Annotated in this window: 9 protein-coding genes; all 9 read right to left on the reverse strand. The window is 69.7% G+C overall.

Translation table 11 applies throughout. The annotated features are described in order from the left end of the window. Positions 1-38: 38 nt before the first annotated feature. Positions 39-4,451 carry a cellulose synthase subunit BcsC-related outer membrane protein gene (locus tag VLK31_RS08290; RefSeq protein WP_409167895.1) on the reverse strand — a complete coding sequence of 1,471 codons (4,413 nt, stop codon included), beginning with the start codon at positions 4,449-4,451 and terminating at the stop codon, positions 39-41. Next, positions 4,427-5,791: a cellulose synthase complex periplasmic endoglucanase BcsZ gene (gene bcsZ / locus VLK31_RS08295; RefSeq protein ID WP_409167896.1), complete on the reverse strand. Its 1,365-nt coding sequence runs from the start codon at positions 5,789-5,791 to the stop codon at positions 4,427-4,429. The genes VLK31_RS08290 and bcsZ overlap by 25 nt, the downstream gene beginning before the upstream one ends. A 7-nt stretch (positions 5,792-5,798) precedes the next feature. After that, a complete protein-coding gene (gene bcsB, locus VLK31_RS08300; RefSeq protein WP_409167897.1) occupies positions 5,799-8,243 on the reverse strand; it encodes a cellulose biosynthesis cyclic di-GMP-binding regulatory protein BcsB in 2,445 nt (814 codons plus the stop codon). Next, positions 8,240-10,408, reverse strand: coding sequence for a UDP-forming cellulose synthase catalytic subunit (gene bcsA, locus VLK31_RS08305; protein WP_409167898.1), 2,169 nt, complete (start codon positions 10,406-10,408; stop codon positions 8,240-8,242). Before bcsA ends, bcsB begins: the two co-directional genes overlap by 4 nt. Continuing rightward, positions 10,405-11,217 (reverse strand): cellulose biosynthesis protein BcsQ, encoded by an 813-nt coding sequence (gene bcsQ / locus VLK31_RS08310; RefSeq protein WP_409167899.1) that lies wholly within the window; start codon positions 11,215-11,217, stop codon positions 10,405-10,407. Before bcsQ ends, bcsA begins: the two co-directional genes overlap by 4 nt. A 2-nt stretch (positions 11,218-11,219) precedes the next feature. Further along, positions 11,220-11,783, reverse strand: coding sequence for a BcsR/BcsP family cellulose biosynthesis protein (bcsR, locus tag VLK31_RS08315; protein WP_409167900.1), 564 nt, complete (start codon positions 11,781-11,783; stop codon positions 11,220-11,222). A gap of 61 nt (positions 11,784-11,844) precedes the next feature. After that, a complete protein-coding gene (bcsD, locus tag VLK31_RS08320) occupies positions 11,845-12,315 on the reverse strand; it encodes a cellulose biosynthesis protein BcsD (RefSeq protein ID WP_409167901.1) in 471 nt (156 codons plus the stop codon). 178 nt (positions 12,316-12,493) lie between these two features. Then, a complete protein-coding gene (locus VLK31_RS08325; protein WP_409167902.1) occupies positions 12,494-14,590 on the reverse strand; it encodes a diguanylate cyclase in 2,097 nt (698 codons plus the stop codon). Continuing rightward, on the reverse strand, positions 14,591-15,625 hold the full coding sequence (locus tag VLK31_RS08330) for a diguanylate cyclase (protein ID WP_409167903.1): 1,035 nt from the start codon (positions 15,623-15,625) through the stop codon (positions 14,591-14,593). Positions 15,626-15,675: the final 50 nt, after the last annotated feature.

Below are 15,675 nucleotides of genomic sequence, written 5' to 3' on the forward strand. Positions count from 1 at the left end.
GCCCGTCTTGATCTGACGGGCCGCGCCCGTCCCCCCCATCAGAGCAGCGGCGTGTACGGCGAGGTCATCGGGTTCAGCGTGGTGCCGCTCCCGCTGCCATAGCCCGGCGCACCGATGTTGCTGGAGCCGCCGAACACATAGCGCAGGTACAGGCTGCCGGTGAACTGCCGGTAGTTCTGCGCGTTGTTGAAGCCCAGCGCGCCGCCCAGGAACATCTTGGGCGCCAGTTGGTACTCCACCACCCCGGCCAGGTTGTACGACAGGCCGGTCTTCGAGCTGCTGGCGTACGTGTTGTTGTACACGCTGCTGCTCAGGCCCAGCCCCAGCGCAATGGCGGCGGCGCGGGCGGCTTCGCCGTTGCGCGTGGCGTCGGTCGGGAAGTAGGGCGACGACTTCTGGGTGAACGACTGCACGCCCAGCGACGCGTTCAGGCGCCACGAGAGCCGATCGGCGCGGCCGGTCCAGTCGAGCGGAAACGCCACGCTCACAAAGCTCTGCGGGCTGAAGTAGCCGCCTTGCCCGAAGGTGTAGTAGCTCAGGTTCTTGTCGTAGCCCATCAGCCCGATGTTCATGCCCAGCGTGAGCTTGGAGCTGGCGCTGTTCATCAGGTGCAGGTAGGCGCCGCCGCCGGTCTCGAAGCGCGAGTTGCTCGCCACGTTCTTGCCGGTGATGCCGTGCGCCGACAGGTAGCTGTACACGCCGTAGGTGCCGTCGTCGTAGCCCAAGTCGCCGCGCGCCCCGGTGGCGACCACGCCGCCCCAGCGCGCGCCGGTGCGCTCATCCTTCGCGCCGGCAAACGACAGCACGCTGTCGGTCACCGCGCGGCGCGAAAAGTCGGCCTTGTAGTTCCAGGAGTCGCCGAAGCTGCCCTTCAGCGTGACGTTGCCCACCACGTTGGTGGTGGGAAAGCCCAGCGGCGTGGTGCCGATGCCCGCGTCCAGGTTCTTGCCTTCGTAGCCCACGTTCAGGCCGACGCCGCTGGCGTTCTGCTGGTTGATTTCCGTGCCGCTGCGCAGCGCGTTGATGGCCGCGGCAGGGCCGGCACCAAAGCGGCTGGCGGTGGCGTAGTCGCTGGTGGGCGTGCCGGCGTCGAGCACCGTGGGCGTGACGCCCACGACGATCTTGCCTTCGCCGACCGGAAAGCGTGCCTGCACCGGCAACTGAAAGTCCGACAGGCGGCTCAGGCCGGCCTCGCCCGCGCGGTTGCGGTAGACGGTGCCGGCGGTGAGGCTCACGGCGCGCTGCGATTCCAGGTCTTGCAGCTCGGAGACCAGCGGGTTGACCGGCGCGGTGCGCAACGGTGAGTTCCAGCTGGGCTCGCGGGGCGCATTGGCCTGGGCGTAAGCCGCATTGGCCTGCGGGTAAGCCGGGTAGCCGCCGCCCTGCGGTTGCCCCTGCGGGATGTAGACCGGCGCGACCTGCTGCGTACCGGGCACAGGGTATTGCTGCATCGGCTGCATCGAGGGTGCCACGTAGGCCGAGGCCTGCGGCACGTTGCCGTTCGCGTTGTTGCGCGCGGTGCGGGTGTTGGCCTTGGCGGTCGACGCGCGGCCCTTGGCGGCCGGAGCAGGTGCCGTGGAACCCCAGGGCATGGCGCCGGGCGGGTAGGCGTTGGGCGCGCCGGCCACGGGGTAGTTGGGGTAGGCCTGCTGCTGCGCGGCTGGGTAGCCAGCCACGGGGTAACCCGCCGGTGGGTACCCCTGCTGCGGGTAGCCCGGGTTCGCCACGGCCGCACCCGGGTACGACACCGGCTGCATGCGCGCCTGCGCGAATGGGTTGCCATTGGCTGGCGGGTAGCCCGCGGGCACGGCTGCGCCTGGTGCGCCCGGAGCGCCGCCCGTCATGCCGGCGAACGGGTTGCCCCCGCCCATCTGCATCGGCGCGCCGCCCGGCGCGAAGCCGCCCGACGCCACCTGGCGTTCGGCGTCCACCGCCGCGCGCAGGTACTGCTCGGCCTTGCGGCTGTCGCCGGCATTGCGGTACACGCGCCCCGCCGCGGCCAGCACGCGCGACTGGTCGGGCGCCTGCTTCAGCGCGGCCATCACGTAGTTCTCCGCCTCGCTGTGCTCGCGCTGCGCGCTGGCGCTGCCCGCGGCGGCCAGCAGGGTGTCGAGGTCGGTCGGGTTGCGCTGCAGGATGCGCTGGTACAGCGCCAGCGCCTGGGTCTCGTCGCGCGCGGCCGAGTACATGCGCGCCAATGCGCCCATGGCCTGCGGGTCGTTCGGGCGTTCGGCCAGCACCGGCGCCATGGCGTTGTAGGCGGCCTCCAGGTTGCCGGCCTCGCGCAGCGCGTCGGCCTGGCGCAGGGCAAAGGCCACGCGCAGGCTGTCGAAGTCGCTGCGCTGGCTGGCCGTCATGTTCACGCTGGCCAGTTGGCGCAGCACGGCGGACAGCTCGATGTCTTGCTTGGTCTTGAGCAGCACCGACGCATACAGCAGCCGGTCGGCGATGCTCGGCGTGGGCGAGCGCGCGAGCAGTTGGCGGCTCATGGCAAGCGCGCGGGGCGCATCGCCGATTTCCGCGTAGGCGCCGGCCAACTGGCCCCACAGCTCGGCCGGCATGTCGGCGCTCAGTGCCGACTCGGCCTGGGCCAGCACGCCGCGGGCGGCATCGACCTGGCCCTGGCGCGCCAAGGCCAGCGCACGCGCGGCCTGCGACTGGGCCCAGAGGCGGCGTTGCAGCCCGGACATTTCGCGCGTGCGCGAGCCGGCCGGAATGCGTTCGAGGTATTGAATGCCCGCTGCCGCATCACCCGTTTCGGAGGCGAGCAGCGCGCTGGCGAAGAGCGCGTCGGGCATGTCGGGCTGCGACATCAAGAGGCCTTCCATCACGCCGCGCGCTTCGGACACCATGCCTTGCTTGCGGTAGATGTTGGCCAGGTCCAGGCGCACCCAGGGGCTGTCGGGGGCGGCGAGCATCGCGTCTTCCAGCGTGCGTTGTGCGCCGGCGGCGTCACCGGCGTCCGCCTGCTGGCGGGCACGGTTGCGTGCCTGCTCGACCTGAATGTCGCGCAGCCCACCGAGCTGCGTCGCCTGCTCGGGCGTGAGGCGGCGTGCCACGGCCAGTGCTTCGTCGGGGCGGCCGCTCTGGCCGTAGACGGAGATCAGACCGCGCAGCGCCTGTGTGTTCTGCGGCTTGCTCTCGAGCACGCGCTTGTAGCCCTGCTCGGCCCCTGCGTAGTCGCCGGCGGCGGCGCGCAGGTCGGCCAGCGCGTTCTGGCCCACGGGTTCGCGGCCATCGATGCGCACGGCGCGTTCGTACAGGGCCTGCGCGCCGCGCAGGTCGTTCTTGCCCTGGGCGGCGCGGGCCTGGCCCACCAGCGTCCAGTAGGTGGCGCTTTGCAGCGCCGAATTCCATTTGCTGCCGCCGCTGCGCACCGCGCGCTCCAAGTAGTCCTGTGCTTCGGCAAAGCGTTCCTGGCGCAGCCGCACCAGGCCGAGGCCGCCGAGCGCCTCGCTGTCGTCGGACTTGGCGCGCAGCGCCTGCTGAAAGCGCTGCTCGGCGGTGCTGGCGTCGCCGCGTTCCAGCGCCTTGAAGCCTTCGCCCAGCGGCACGTCGGGCGAATTGGCGGCGGCGGTCTTGGCGGCGGTGAGCGTTTCAAGGCGCGCGGCCACGGCCGCGTCGGCCGGGTTGTTGGCCAGGTAGTCCTGGTAGAGCGGCACGTCGGGCTGCCGGCCGTCCAGCCAGATCAGCGCCTGGCGCCAGGCGGCGCGCGCGGCTCCGGCCACGGCGGGCTGCTTGGTCAGCTCGACCAGCTCGCGAATGCCCGCGCGGCGCGTGGGCTCGCTGTAGGTTTTCTGCTGGGCCAGCGCAAGGCGGTAGCTGGCGTTTTCCGGGTGGTCTTTCACCAGCTGCTCGAGGCCCTTGCGGCCTTCTTCGGCGCCTTGGGGCGTGCTGGCCAGCACCTGATAGAACTCCAGCGCCTGCGCTTCGGGCGGCGGGCGGTTGTCGAACTGGCTGCGGTACAGCTCCACGGCCTCGGCGGCACGGCCGGCGCGCGCGGCGGCGCGGGCGCGCTGCAGCGCGCTCTGCTGGCCGGCCGGCTGCTGCGACTGCTGCTGCAGGCGGGCCAAACGCGGGTCGTTCGGGTTGGCGGTGCGCAGCCGGGCGATCCAGGCGCGCGCGGGCTCGGCGTTGTTGCGCGACAGCTCGACCTGCGCCATGCCGTACATCGCGTCGGCGGAGCGCGGGTCGACCGTCAGCAGCTTCTTCCAGCTTTCTTCGGCCAGGTCGGCGCGGCCCTGGGCCTGCCAGTAGTTGCCTTGCTCGATGAGCGCGGCGGCCGCATCGGCCTGCGCGTGCGCGGGGTTGCCGGTGCACAGCGCGGCCAGCATGCCCAGGCAGGCCATCCATTGCTGGGTCTGCGAAGACAGGCGCGCCGGAACCAATGGCGAGCGGAACGCGCGCAAAGAGCGACGCTGCGGCTTCACGCCGGTCGATTGGGACGGCATAGCGTTCTCCATGAGGTTTGCAGCTGGCCGTTGCGGCCGAATTCATACCGGCCGTCGAGCCAGGCCTGGCCGAACAGCAACAGGCACTGCTCGTAATAAGGCAAGGGCGCCACCGGCGGCGCGCCGGGGTTGGGTGCCACGGGCACCACGCGGCCGCCCGGCACCCGGGCCACTTGCGCGGCCAAGGCGTCGGTGTCGTTGGTCGCCTTCAGGTAGGGCAGCATCGCGCCCGCAAAACCGAGCGGCGCCATGCCGCGCACGGCACCGCTCACGGTGTCGACGTACTCGGGCACCGGCTGGTGGTCGGCCAGCAGCACGCGCGGGCCGCGCAGGTTCAGCAGCAGCATCTTGCGGGCCGGATCCTTGTCGGACAGCATGCCCGCCCAGAGGTAGCAGCGAATGGCGTCGTAGCTGCCGGTCACACCCTTCAGCGGGTCGGCCACGAAGGCGCGATCGGCGGGCGACCAGGCGCACCAGTCGGGCGCAAAGCCCTTGGGCGTGACGCCACCGAACATGCGCAGCGTGTTCTCCGTGACCTCGTGCCACGGGCCGGCCGGGTCGGCCTGTTGAAAGTAGCGCAGCAACTGCAGCGGCATGTAGCTCGGGTTGAGCCGCCACTGCGCGCCGCTGGCCACCGACTTGGGCCAGGGCAGCAGCATGCGGCCCAGGCCCGACAGCGAAACCACCTCGTCGCGCACCACCATGGCCAGCACGCTGCGGCCCAGCGCACGGTAGTTGGCGTCGTTCCACAGCCGGCCGGCTTCCATCAGCGAATAGGCGATCCACAGGTCGGCGTCCGACGCGGCGTTGGGGTCGAGCACGCCCCAGCCGCTTTCGGGCTTGCGGCCCCATTGCCAGGCCGGCAGTTGCTTGGCCAGGCTGCCGCCGGCAAGGTTGGCCTCGGTCCAGGCCAGCACGCGCGCGAAGACGGCGCGGTCGTTGTGCACCAGCGAAAAGAACAGGCCGTAAGACTGCCCTTCGGAGGTCGACTGCTGCTGCGCGGTGTTGAAGTCGATCACCCGGCCGTCGGGCTGGATGTGGCGCGACGAAAAGGCGACCCAGTCGGTGGCTGGGTGGCAGGGCGGGGTGACTGGAGCGGGAGCGGGCGCGGCCACGGGTGTGGCGGGCGGCACCGTGGCCGCGGAGGCCGCAGTTGCCGTCGCGGACGCGGCAGGCTTGGCCGGCACCGCGGATGCAGCGGACGCAGATCCAGATGCCGGCGCGGCAGCCGGCGCCGCGCCGGCCAGCTTCGGCAGCGTCAGCGCAAGGCCGGCAGCCGTCAGCAGGGCGCGTCGGCTCGCCAGTCGTTCGGAGGGGGGCAGTATCGGCAAACGTCGCATGAACAGATTATTTGGCCTTGTTGACCGACAGGCGACGGCGCGCCCGCAGTTGGAGGCCCGCATAGGACACCGCCGCGCCCAGCAGGGCCAGCACGATGACCAGCGCACCCAGCATCAGCGGGCTGCGCGACAGGTTCCATTGCACCCAGGCAAAGGGCGGCAGGCGGCCCACGTAGTAGGTGTCGCCACCCAGCACGCTGTTGACCTGCGTGTCGCGCACGATGGTCATGCTGCCCTGCACGCTCTTGAGCAGGTCGGGCGTCATGAGCGCATTGAGCAGCGACTCCCTGGAGCCCGCGTTGGTGACGGCGGCGATCACGCTGCGCCCGCTGCGCAGCGGCGACTCGAAGCCCGCCAGCACCGCGTCGCGGCCGTCGTCGCTTACCGCGATCTGCATGGCGCCGGGCAAGTCCTGGCGGGTGCGCGCGCCAATCACGAAGTCCACCGCGTTGTCGATCCAGCTGTTCAGCTTGAGCTCTGGCGCGTTGCCGTTGCGCTTGAGCGGCATCTTGTCGGCCCACTGCGTGAACAGCGGCTGGCTCTGCAGGTTGCCGATGACCAGCAGGTCCTTGTCGGCCCACTGCGCGGCTTCGCTGGAGCGGCCCACCTTCACGCGCAGCGCGGGGTAGCCGGTGGCACGGCCGATCTGGCCGAGCAGGCCGAGGTAGGTTTCGGTGTCGCTGTTGTCGGGCTGCTCGGGCAGGATCACGGCGGTGTCCGACAGGTCGGCCATGCGCGAGAACGGGAAGCCGCCGTTGGCATAGGCCGCGAGCTCGGGCATTGCAATGAAGTGCGGGAAGCCCGACACGTCGATCTTGGAGGTTGGGTCGATCGAGCCGCGCACGTTGTCCAGCTGCGGCACGCAGCGCCCGCCCACGGGCTCGAAGTAGTAGTGCATGCGCAGCTGGCTGCGCGGGCCCATGGCCAACGGCGGCAAGATGACTTCCTTGCGCTCGGACATGGTGCCGTCGGGCATCAGCTTCACGGCCAGCGGGTTCCACCAGCGGTCGCCGGCCGGGTTGGCCGAGCGCAGCGGCAGCCCGCCGATGAAGTTGTCGTTGACGTTGACGTTCAGCGTCGACTGGTCGGGCCGCACGCGCGGCGTGTAGCGGTACTGCAGGTCCAGCGGAATGCCGCGGCTGCGCCATGTGAACAGGTCGGGCGGCAGCTGCAGGTTGATGCGCACCACGTCGGGGTTGTAGCCGGTCACCGACAGGTCGGGGGCGGCGGCCAGTTCGCCCAGCTGCAAGGCGCGGTCGCTGGGCACCCAGCGCGGGGCGTCGTAGGGCTTGCGCGCCGGCGGCTCCTGGAACGCGGTGACCGCGGCCTGGGCACCGGAAAAAGCCTTGCTGTTCAGCGCCAGCGCGGCGGCGGCGGTGCGCAGGTCGGCCGGGGTGCGGCCCATCACCAGCAGCAGCTTGCCGTTGACGTCTTGCGGGTTGTCGACCACGGCCAGCGCCGGGCCCTGGATGGCGGGCAGCGTGAGGCCGGGAATGTTCGACTCCGGCGTGACGAACACCACGGCATGGCCGGTGGGCAGTTCGCCGTTGGACACCGGAAAGGTTGCGCCACGGTAGTCGGCCAGTCCGCCGAACCACGACGACACCACGCCGGCCGCTTCGAGCACCGGGCCTGCCGCAGGCGCGCCGAACACGAAGGGAATGCGCGCACGTCGCACGTCGCGCCGGTCGAAGAACGGCTGCGGCAGTGCCGCCAGGTCGTTCGTGAGCTTGAGCGGCGCCACCGTCAGCTTCAGCGTGCTGGTGGCGTCGATGCGCGCCCACAGGCTGGTGTGCGACGGGTCTTCGCACTCGCGCGTGTAGTGGCCGATGAGCTCCACGTTGATGCGGTTGAACTCGGTGATCAGGCGCCGGTCGATCGGAATGTCGGCCGTCTGGGGCTTGCCCGCGTCGGCGCGGTTCACGGCCAGCGTGGCGACCAGCACATCGTTCACCGTGACCTTCAGGTGCGACAGCTCGGGGATGAGCGAGGGCGAGTAGGCGTAGTTCAGCTTGAACGATGCGGCCGTGACCAGCTCGTCGGCGCGCACGTTGAACGGAATGCCCACCGTGCCGCTGATACCGCGCAGTTGCACCGCGTAGTCGATGCCCAGTTGCGTGAGGTTGAGCTCGCGCACCGTGCCGGCGACCGGCGTGGCGGCGGGTGCACCGGCGCCGGCAAACGCGGACGTGTGCACGACCGGCACGGCCGGCGCAGCCTGGGCCGGGGCTGCGGCAGCGGCGCCGCCCGGCCCTTGCTGGCTGGTCGAAGGCGGCGGCCCCAACGGACGAGGCTGGGCCTGGGCGCCGAGGGGGGACACAGCGAAGGCAGTGAAGGCGGCGGCCAGCGCCACTGTCAGCAGCGTGGCGTTGATCTGCGAGAGGGAGGGCGAGGGCAGGGCCACGCGAGCAGAGGGCACGACGCGGCGGTGCGTGCGCAGGGTGGTCGTCACGTGGATTCCTTCGTTTTGGCAGGACGCAGCCGCGCGGCGGCGGTACGGTAGTAATGGCTGAACATGTCGCGAAACCCGGTGCCGCTGATGCTGATGATGTGGCCCAGCACGCGGTGGATCGGCACGCGCGGATGGTTGCCCCAGCGGGCGGCCCAGATGTCGGCGCGCGCCGTCGTGCACTGCACCAGCGCGCGCTCTTGAGCGAAGCTCATGGGCGCAAAGCGCAGCCCCAGCCGCTTGCCGCTGCTGAAGCGCACGGTGGAGGAGAAGCGCGACTCCTGGTCGTTGCGGTACAGCGCCACCTCGACCGGGGTTTCCAGGTCGAGCTTCATGTCCTGGGGCAGTTCCACGCCCAGGCCGCCGCTGGAAAAGTCGAAGGTGTGGCAGCGCAGCGAGCGGCCGTCGCCAAAGTACAGCGTGGCAGGCACGTCCAGTTCCACCCGGTGCGCGCCGCGCAGCTGGCGCGACTCGTTGGCCGCCGCCACGCAGGCGCCCAGGATCATCAGGTTGTAGATGGTCCAGGCCAGGTTCAGCCACACGGTGGCAATGTTCTGCGGGTCGACCCAGGTCAGGCGCCACACGCCCAGGCACACGCCCAGGAAGTTCAGCGCCAGCAGCACCAGGCTGGCCTTGGCGATGGTGCTGTCGAAATATTCCTTCTCGATCAGGCCGCCCTTGGCCGTCACGTTGAAGCTGCCCAGCTTGGGGTTGATCAGCGCCACCAGCGTGGGGCGGAAGATGTACCAGGCCAGCACGGCCTCGTAGACCTCGTTCCACAGCAGGTAGCGAAAGCGCCCCTGAATGCGGCTGTTGGTCAGGTTGGCGTGCAGGATGTGCGGCAGCGCAAAGGCGAAGATCATCGACGCCGACGCATGGATCACGCTCGCGCCGAAGTACAGGTACGCCAGTGGCGCCGTCAGGTAGATGAGCCGCGGCAGGCCGTACAAGAAGTGCAGCATCGCGTTCACGTAGCACAGGCGCTGGGCCCAGTGCAGGCCGCGCCCGAACAGCGGGTTGTCGATGCGAAAGATCTGCGCCATGCCGCGCGCCCAGCGAATCCGCTGGCCCACGTGGCCCGACAGGCTTTCGGTGGCCAGCCCGGCGGCCTGCGGCAGCGCCAGGTAGGCGGTGCTGTAGCCGCGGCGGTGCATCTTCAGCGCGGTGTGGGCGTCTTCGGTCACGGTTTCGACCGCGATGCCGCCCACTTCTTCCACGATGGTCCGGCGCAGCACCGCGCAGGAGCCACAGAAGAAGGTGGCGTTCCACAGGTCGTTGCCGTCCTGGATCAGGCCGTAGAACAGCTCGCCCTCATTGGGCACCGTGCCAAAGGTGTCCAGGTTGCGCTCGAATGGGTCGGCCGAGAAGAAATAGTGGGGCAGCTGAACCATGCCCAGCTTCGGGTCGCGCCCGAACCAGCCCATGGCGATCTGCATGAACGAGCGCGTGGGAATGTGGTCGCAGTCGAAGATGGCGACGAACTCGCCCGTGGTGTTCTTCAGCGCGGCATTGATGTTGCCGGCCTTGGCGTGACGGTTGTTGTCGCGAACGACGTGGGTCACGCCCACGTCCTCGCAGAACACGCGGAATTCTTCGCGCCGGCCGTCGTCCAGCACGAAGATCTTGATCTTGTCGCGCGGCCAGTCGATCGACTGCGCCGCCAGCACGGTGGAACGCACCACCGACAGCGCCTCGTTGTAGGTGGGAATGAACAGGTCGATGGTGGGCCACTCGGCCGGGTCTTCCGGCAGCGGCACCGGCTTGCGCTCCAGCGGCCAGGCGGTCTGGATGTAGCCCAGCAGCAGCACGATGAACGCGTACACCTCGGCCATCAGCAGGCCGATGCCCAGCATCAGGTCGACCGGGTTGTCCATGAACATGGTTTCGGTCACGCGCCAGTAGGTGTAGCGCGAGGACACGACAACCGACAGAAAGATCAGCACCAGGCCCGCAAAGCGGCCCTTCACGCGGTTGGTGATCAGCGCCGCCGCGAAGATGCCCACCGACAGCACGATCTGCTGCTCGAAGGTCATGGGCGCGATGATCACGGCCGGCAGGATCACCAGGGCCGCGATCCAGCCCAGGATGCGCACCGGCAGCAGGCGCATGAAGGCGGGGGCGGGGCGCGGGGCGGGCTGCTCCTGCGGGGCGGACGGGTCGCTTTTCATCGGGTCGGTTCCATCCGCGGAGAAAGGTGGTTCTGCAACTGCTGCTGGCCGAGGGCGATGCGCTCCAGCAGGCGCTGGGCGCAGGCTGCTATGTCTTGCGTGGCCTGGCTCATGGGGGCGTAGCGCTGCACCGGCACCGCCGAGGCCAGCGCCTCCGGCACGGCCTGGTCCAGGTGCAGCACGCCCAGCAGGTCGGGCCGCAGCCGCTGGCGCAGCGCATCGAACACGTCATGGTTCAGGCGCTTGCCGGGGTCGATCTGGTTCACCACGTAGCCGGTGCCGAAGTAGTCGGGCCGCGAGCGGGCGTACTTGTCGAGCATGCGCTCGATGATGGGCAGGGTGGCGAAGGAGCCGGCATCGGCCAGCACCGCCACCACGCTGAAATGCGCCGCGCGCAGCGCCTGCTGCAGGTAGACCGTGGGGCCGGGCGGGGTGTCGAGCACCACCAGCATGTCGCTGGGCAGCCCGAAGCGCGTCAGCGTCTCGGCCAGCCAGTTGGGGCTGTGGGCCAGTTGCTGCTCGAACGCGATCTGCCGCTCGTCGTCGACGTCGCCGAAGGGCAGCAGCATCACGCCGCCATGGGCGGAGCGAATGGCGCGTGCCCAGGGCATCTGGCCGGTGGCGGCCTCCACCAGGCCGGTGTCGCAAGCCTGCGGCTCGCTGGCAATGTGAAAGCGCAGCGCGTTCTGCGGATCGAGGTCAATGGCCAGCACCTGGCGGCCACGCTGGGCCAGCTCGGTACAGAGATTGGCCGTGACCGTGGTCTTGCCGACGCCGCCCTTGGAGGAGATGACAGGAATGACGACCATCGTCACGTCGGCCTTCGCCAGCGGGACATGGGGCCGGGCGGCGGGGCTGGCGGCTGCGGCGTGACGAGCCGCTCGAAGAGCTGCGCGAGCGGCGTCTGGGCGGCAGCGGCGCTGTCGACCGGCGTGCCTGGGGCCGACCGGAGGGGCGGCGGCGGTGCCAGCGCGGGAGCGGGTGCGAAGGCGCGTGCAAACAGGGGAGCAGGTGCAGGTACAGGCGCAGGTGCGGGCGTCAGCATCGCCGGGCGCAGCACCGGCTCGATGCGCGCTTGCGGCGCGGCCACAGGCGCCGCCATCGGCGCGGTGAAAGGCAGCGGAGCGGCGACCGGGGCGAAGTAGGGCGCTGGAGCCGGGGCCGGGGCAGGCGCCAGGTGCACTGGGTTTTGAACCGGCGCGGTAACCGGCACCGGCGGATGGGAGATTTTCTCGCCGGTGATCAGCGGCCAGGCGCGGGGCGCTTCGGCCTCGCTGTCGGGCGGCGCGAATTCCTTGTAGCCATGGGCATCACCGCCGAACTTTCGGAACAGCCCGGCAATGTCTTCGGGGGTGGGTTCGTCGGCGTTGCTCAATGGGTAACCTCTTCACGGCACTTGGCGGTGCGTGCTTGCTGGGGGCAGTTGGCAAAGGCGCTCATGGCAGCGCCTTTTTCAACCGCAGGTCGATGCGCGGGCCGGCCTCCGCGTCGGGCTGCAGCGCCTGCACGCGAAGCTCAGCGGGCATGTGCTGTGCGTCGAACCAGGCCTGGTAGACGCCTTCGAAAAAGCCGACGCTCCAGTTGGTGGTTGCGGGCCCAAAGGCCGCGGCAATCGGGCTGCAGGCGTGGGCAATGGCGACACCCTCGGCGTCTTCGCTCAGCACGGTAAAGCCCCAGTGGATGCCGTTCCAGCGGGCGTTGAACTGCTCTTGAAGCTCATCGAGGGTGGCGCACGGCGGGTTGGGCAGGGCCTGTGCGAAGCGCTGGCCGACACGGAAGAACAGCTGCCGCAGGTCCTCGGGCGGCAGGCCGGCGCTCAGCTCGAGGGCCATGCCACGATTGAATTCCAGCCACTGGGAACTGCAGGAGTTCCTCTCGTAATACTCAATGAAGGCGCCTGTTTCCATGTCGAAGCATTCTCTGGGATCGATTAACCGTTGACAACAAATGTGAACTTATAGATGCACTTTGCGCCGCCTACTGTCTGAATTCGGGGACGGGTTAGCGTGCATTCCCGCGCTTTGATGACGGAATGCACAAATCCTACGCTTTTGATACGGCCCGACACACTTTTCGGATTCGAAATCAGTCGTCGGTGCTGTCGGCTGTCTCGCTCGAATCGGCGGAATCAGCGGAATTGGCCGCGCGGGCGGGGGTGGGCGCGCGGGGCGCGAGGGGTGCGAGCGGGGCGCGGCCGGCGCGCACCACGCCGCGCCCGGCCGCCTTGGCCGCATAGCAGGCCGCGTCGGCCGCCGAGATCCAGTCTTCCACCGAATCGATCTCGTCCGACAGGCTCGCCACGCCAATGCTCGCGCCTACATGCAGACTGCCCGACAGCCAGGGCAGGGCAATGGCGGAAATGGAGGCCACGATGTCCTCGGCCACCCGCACCGCCGCCTCGTGCGTGCACTGCTCCAGCAGCAGCGCAAACTCGTCGCCGCCGATGCGCGCGGCCAGGTCGTTGGAGCGCACGCGCGACATGATGGCCGCGGCCGCGGCCCGCAGCATGGCGTCGCCCGAGAGGTGACCGGCGGTGTCGTTCACTTCCTTGAAGTGGTCCAGGTCGATGAACACCATGGCCGCCGGCAGCGATGCCGGGCGCGCCTCGATCAGCCGGCGCGCGTGCTGATCGAAGCGCTGGCGGTTGGCCAGCCCGGTCAGGCCGTCATGGGCGGCAGACCATTCGAGCGCCTTGCGGGCGCTGCGCTGCTCGTCGATGTTGAGCACCGTCCAGATGGAGCCGAAGTCGGTGTGCGCCAGGTCGACCGGCCGGCTGCGCAGCCGGGCCCAGAAGCGGGTGCCGTCGCCGCGCTGCATGCGGCACTCGCCCACATACGAATTGCTGGTGGCAAAGGCTTCTTTTTCGAGTGCGGCCAGCGCCGGCTGGTCGTCTTCCGGCGGCACCACGATCAGGTCGACCGGCTGGCCCAGCAGGTCGCTGTCGTCGTAGGCGAGCAGGCGGCACAGCTCGTCGCTCACCAGTTCGAAGCGCCGGTCCCGGATGAATGCGATGCCGATGGGCGCCGAGCGCATCACCGAGCGCAGCTTGCTGATCATTTCGCCGTTCAGGCGCTCCAGCTCGGCGCGCTGCACGCCCACGTCGCGCAGCACATTGGCGAGGTGGCCGATTTCGCCGTCGGCCTTGGGCCAGCCGTCTTCGGGGCGCATGACGCCGTCGAACATGTGGTGCGCGCGCCGCTCCAGCAGCATGAGCGGCTGCAGCAGCCACCACAGGGTGAGGAACATGCCGGCCGACACCACGGCCACCAGGCTGCCGGCCCACAGCATGGCCTGCCTGCGCGCCGACTTGACCGGTGCGAGCACTTCGATTTCAGGGCGCGTGCGCCACACCATCCAGTCGGGCCCCGGCACGCCGGCGGCGCTGGTGATCTCGTGCGGCTGGGGGAGCATCAGGCCCTGCGGCTCCACCGGGCTGCCGTCGGCCTTCCATGCAAGGAACGCCTGCGCCAGCCGCGGCTCCTCGGAAATCGGCTGCAGCAGGCGGCGGCGGTCGGGGTGGGTGAGCATGCGGCCTTGCGCATCGGTAACGACCATCAGCGCGCCGGTGTCGGTCTCTTTCAGGTCGGCCACGCCGGCCAGCAGGTTGCGGCTGGACAGCCGCAGCGTGCCGCCGAGCACCGCATAGATGCCCGTGGCATTGCGCACCGGCTGGGTGAACGCAACGATCGGCTCACCGGTGAGCGGGCCCATGAGCGGGTCGCTGATGATGGGGCGGCCCTCGGCCATCGCGCGGCGGAAGTTGGGGCCTTCGGCAATGTTCAGCTCGGGCCGGTAGACGCCTTTTTCGTCGTACATCACCAGCACGCGCCCGTCGGGGGCGGCCACGTAGATGCTGGCGAAAAAGGTCTGCAGCAGCGGCTTGGTGCGCATGAACTCGTGCAGCGCCACCGGGTCGGCCAGCATGGGCGCGTCCAGCACCTCGCCCACCGATGCCAGGCCGCGCTGCAGAAGAATCACCTTGTGCCCGAGCAGCGAGGCGGTGCGCACCGCCTCGCTCAGCTCGTGCTGCTGCTGCGACTCAAGCAGGTCATGCTCGGTGCGCCCCACCAGGATGGTGGTGATGACGCCGATGCCCAGCACCAGCGCCATGATTCCCCCCATCGTGATGCGCGCCTTGAGCGAACCCAGGGCGTTTTCAAGGCGCAGCAGCCGGTTGTTCATTCAGGCGGAAGACCCTTGCGCGACGCCGGCCGCGCTCTGGCGGTTGCGTTTGACGGCGTACATGGCGTCGTCGGCCAGGCGCAGGGCTTCCTCGGCGGAGGTGGTGGTGGCGTCGACGGCCACCACGCCCACGCTGGCGCCGCCGTAGTCGAGCGTGGTGTGGTTCAGCCGCAGCTCGCCGATGGTGCTTTCGCCGAGGCGGTCCGCCAGGGCGCGCGCGGCGGTGCGCGGCGATTCTTCGTGCGGCGGGCCCAGGCCGACCGCCACGAACTCGTCGCCGCCGAAGCGCGCCAGCACGTCGCTCGCGCGCAGCGAGGCCGACAGCCGCCCGGCCATGGCCGACAGAAACTCGTCGCCGATGTCGTGGCCGTGCAGGTCGTTGATCTTCTTGAAGCCGTCCATGTCGATAAAGCCGACCAGCACGCTGCGGCCCTCGCGCTCGCCCTGGGCAAGCAGGCGGCGCAGGGTGTCCAGCAGCGAGCGGCGGTTGGGCAGGCCGGTGAGGGCGTCGGTAGAAGCGCGGGCGGCCAGCTCGGCGTTGGCCTTGCGCAGCTCCACGACCAGCAGCTCGCGCTCCACCTGCTGGCCGATCAGCCGCGCGAACAGGTGCAACACCGCTTCCGCATGGGGCGCCAGCGGGCGCTTGGTGCCGCTGGCGGCGCACAGGGTGCCGAAGAGGCCGCTGCCGTCGGTTCGGACCGCCGTGCTCACATAGGTCTGTATGCCCAGCGCGCGGGCCGCCTCGGAGTCGCCCCAGCAGTTGGCGACGTCGTCGGTGAAGGTGCGGCCTTCTTCCAGGGCGCGCCGGCACAGCGTGTCGGTCCAGCGCACCGAGGCGCCTTCGGGCACCGTCATGGCGCCGGCATTGCGGGCAAACAGAACGTGCTGCAGGCCCTTGTCCAGGTCGATGGTCGTGAGGTAGGTCGACTCCAGGCCCGTTACCACCTCCAGCATTTCGAGCATTGGGCGGGCGAGGTCTTCCAGGGTCTTGGCCGAGGAAACCGAGTCGGAAAGCCGTTCAATCAAAGAATCCATGGCCCCCATTTTGACGGCGATAGCACGAAAGTTTGGTCTTTCGTTGCACG

The sequence above is a fragment of the Variovorax sp. H27-G14 genome (assembly GCF_046156345.1).
Classification (GTDB): Bacteria; Pseudomonadota; Gammaproteobacteria; order Burkholderiales; family Burkholderiaceae_C; genus Variovorax.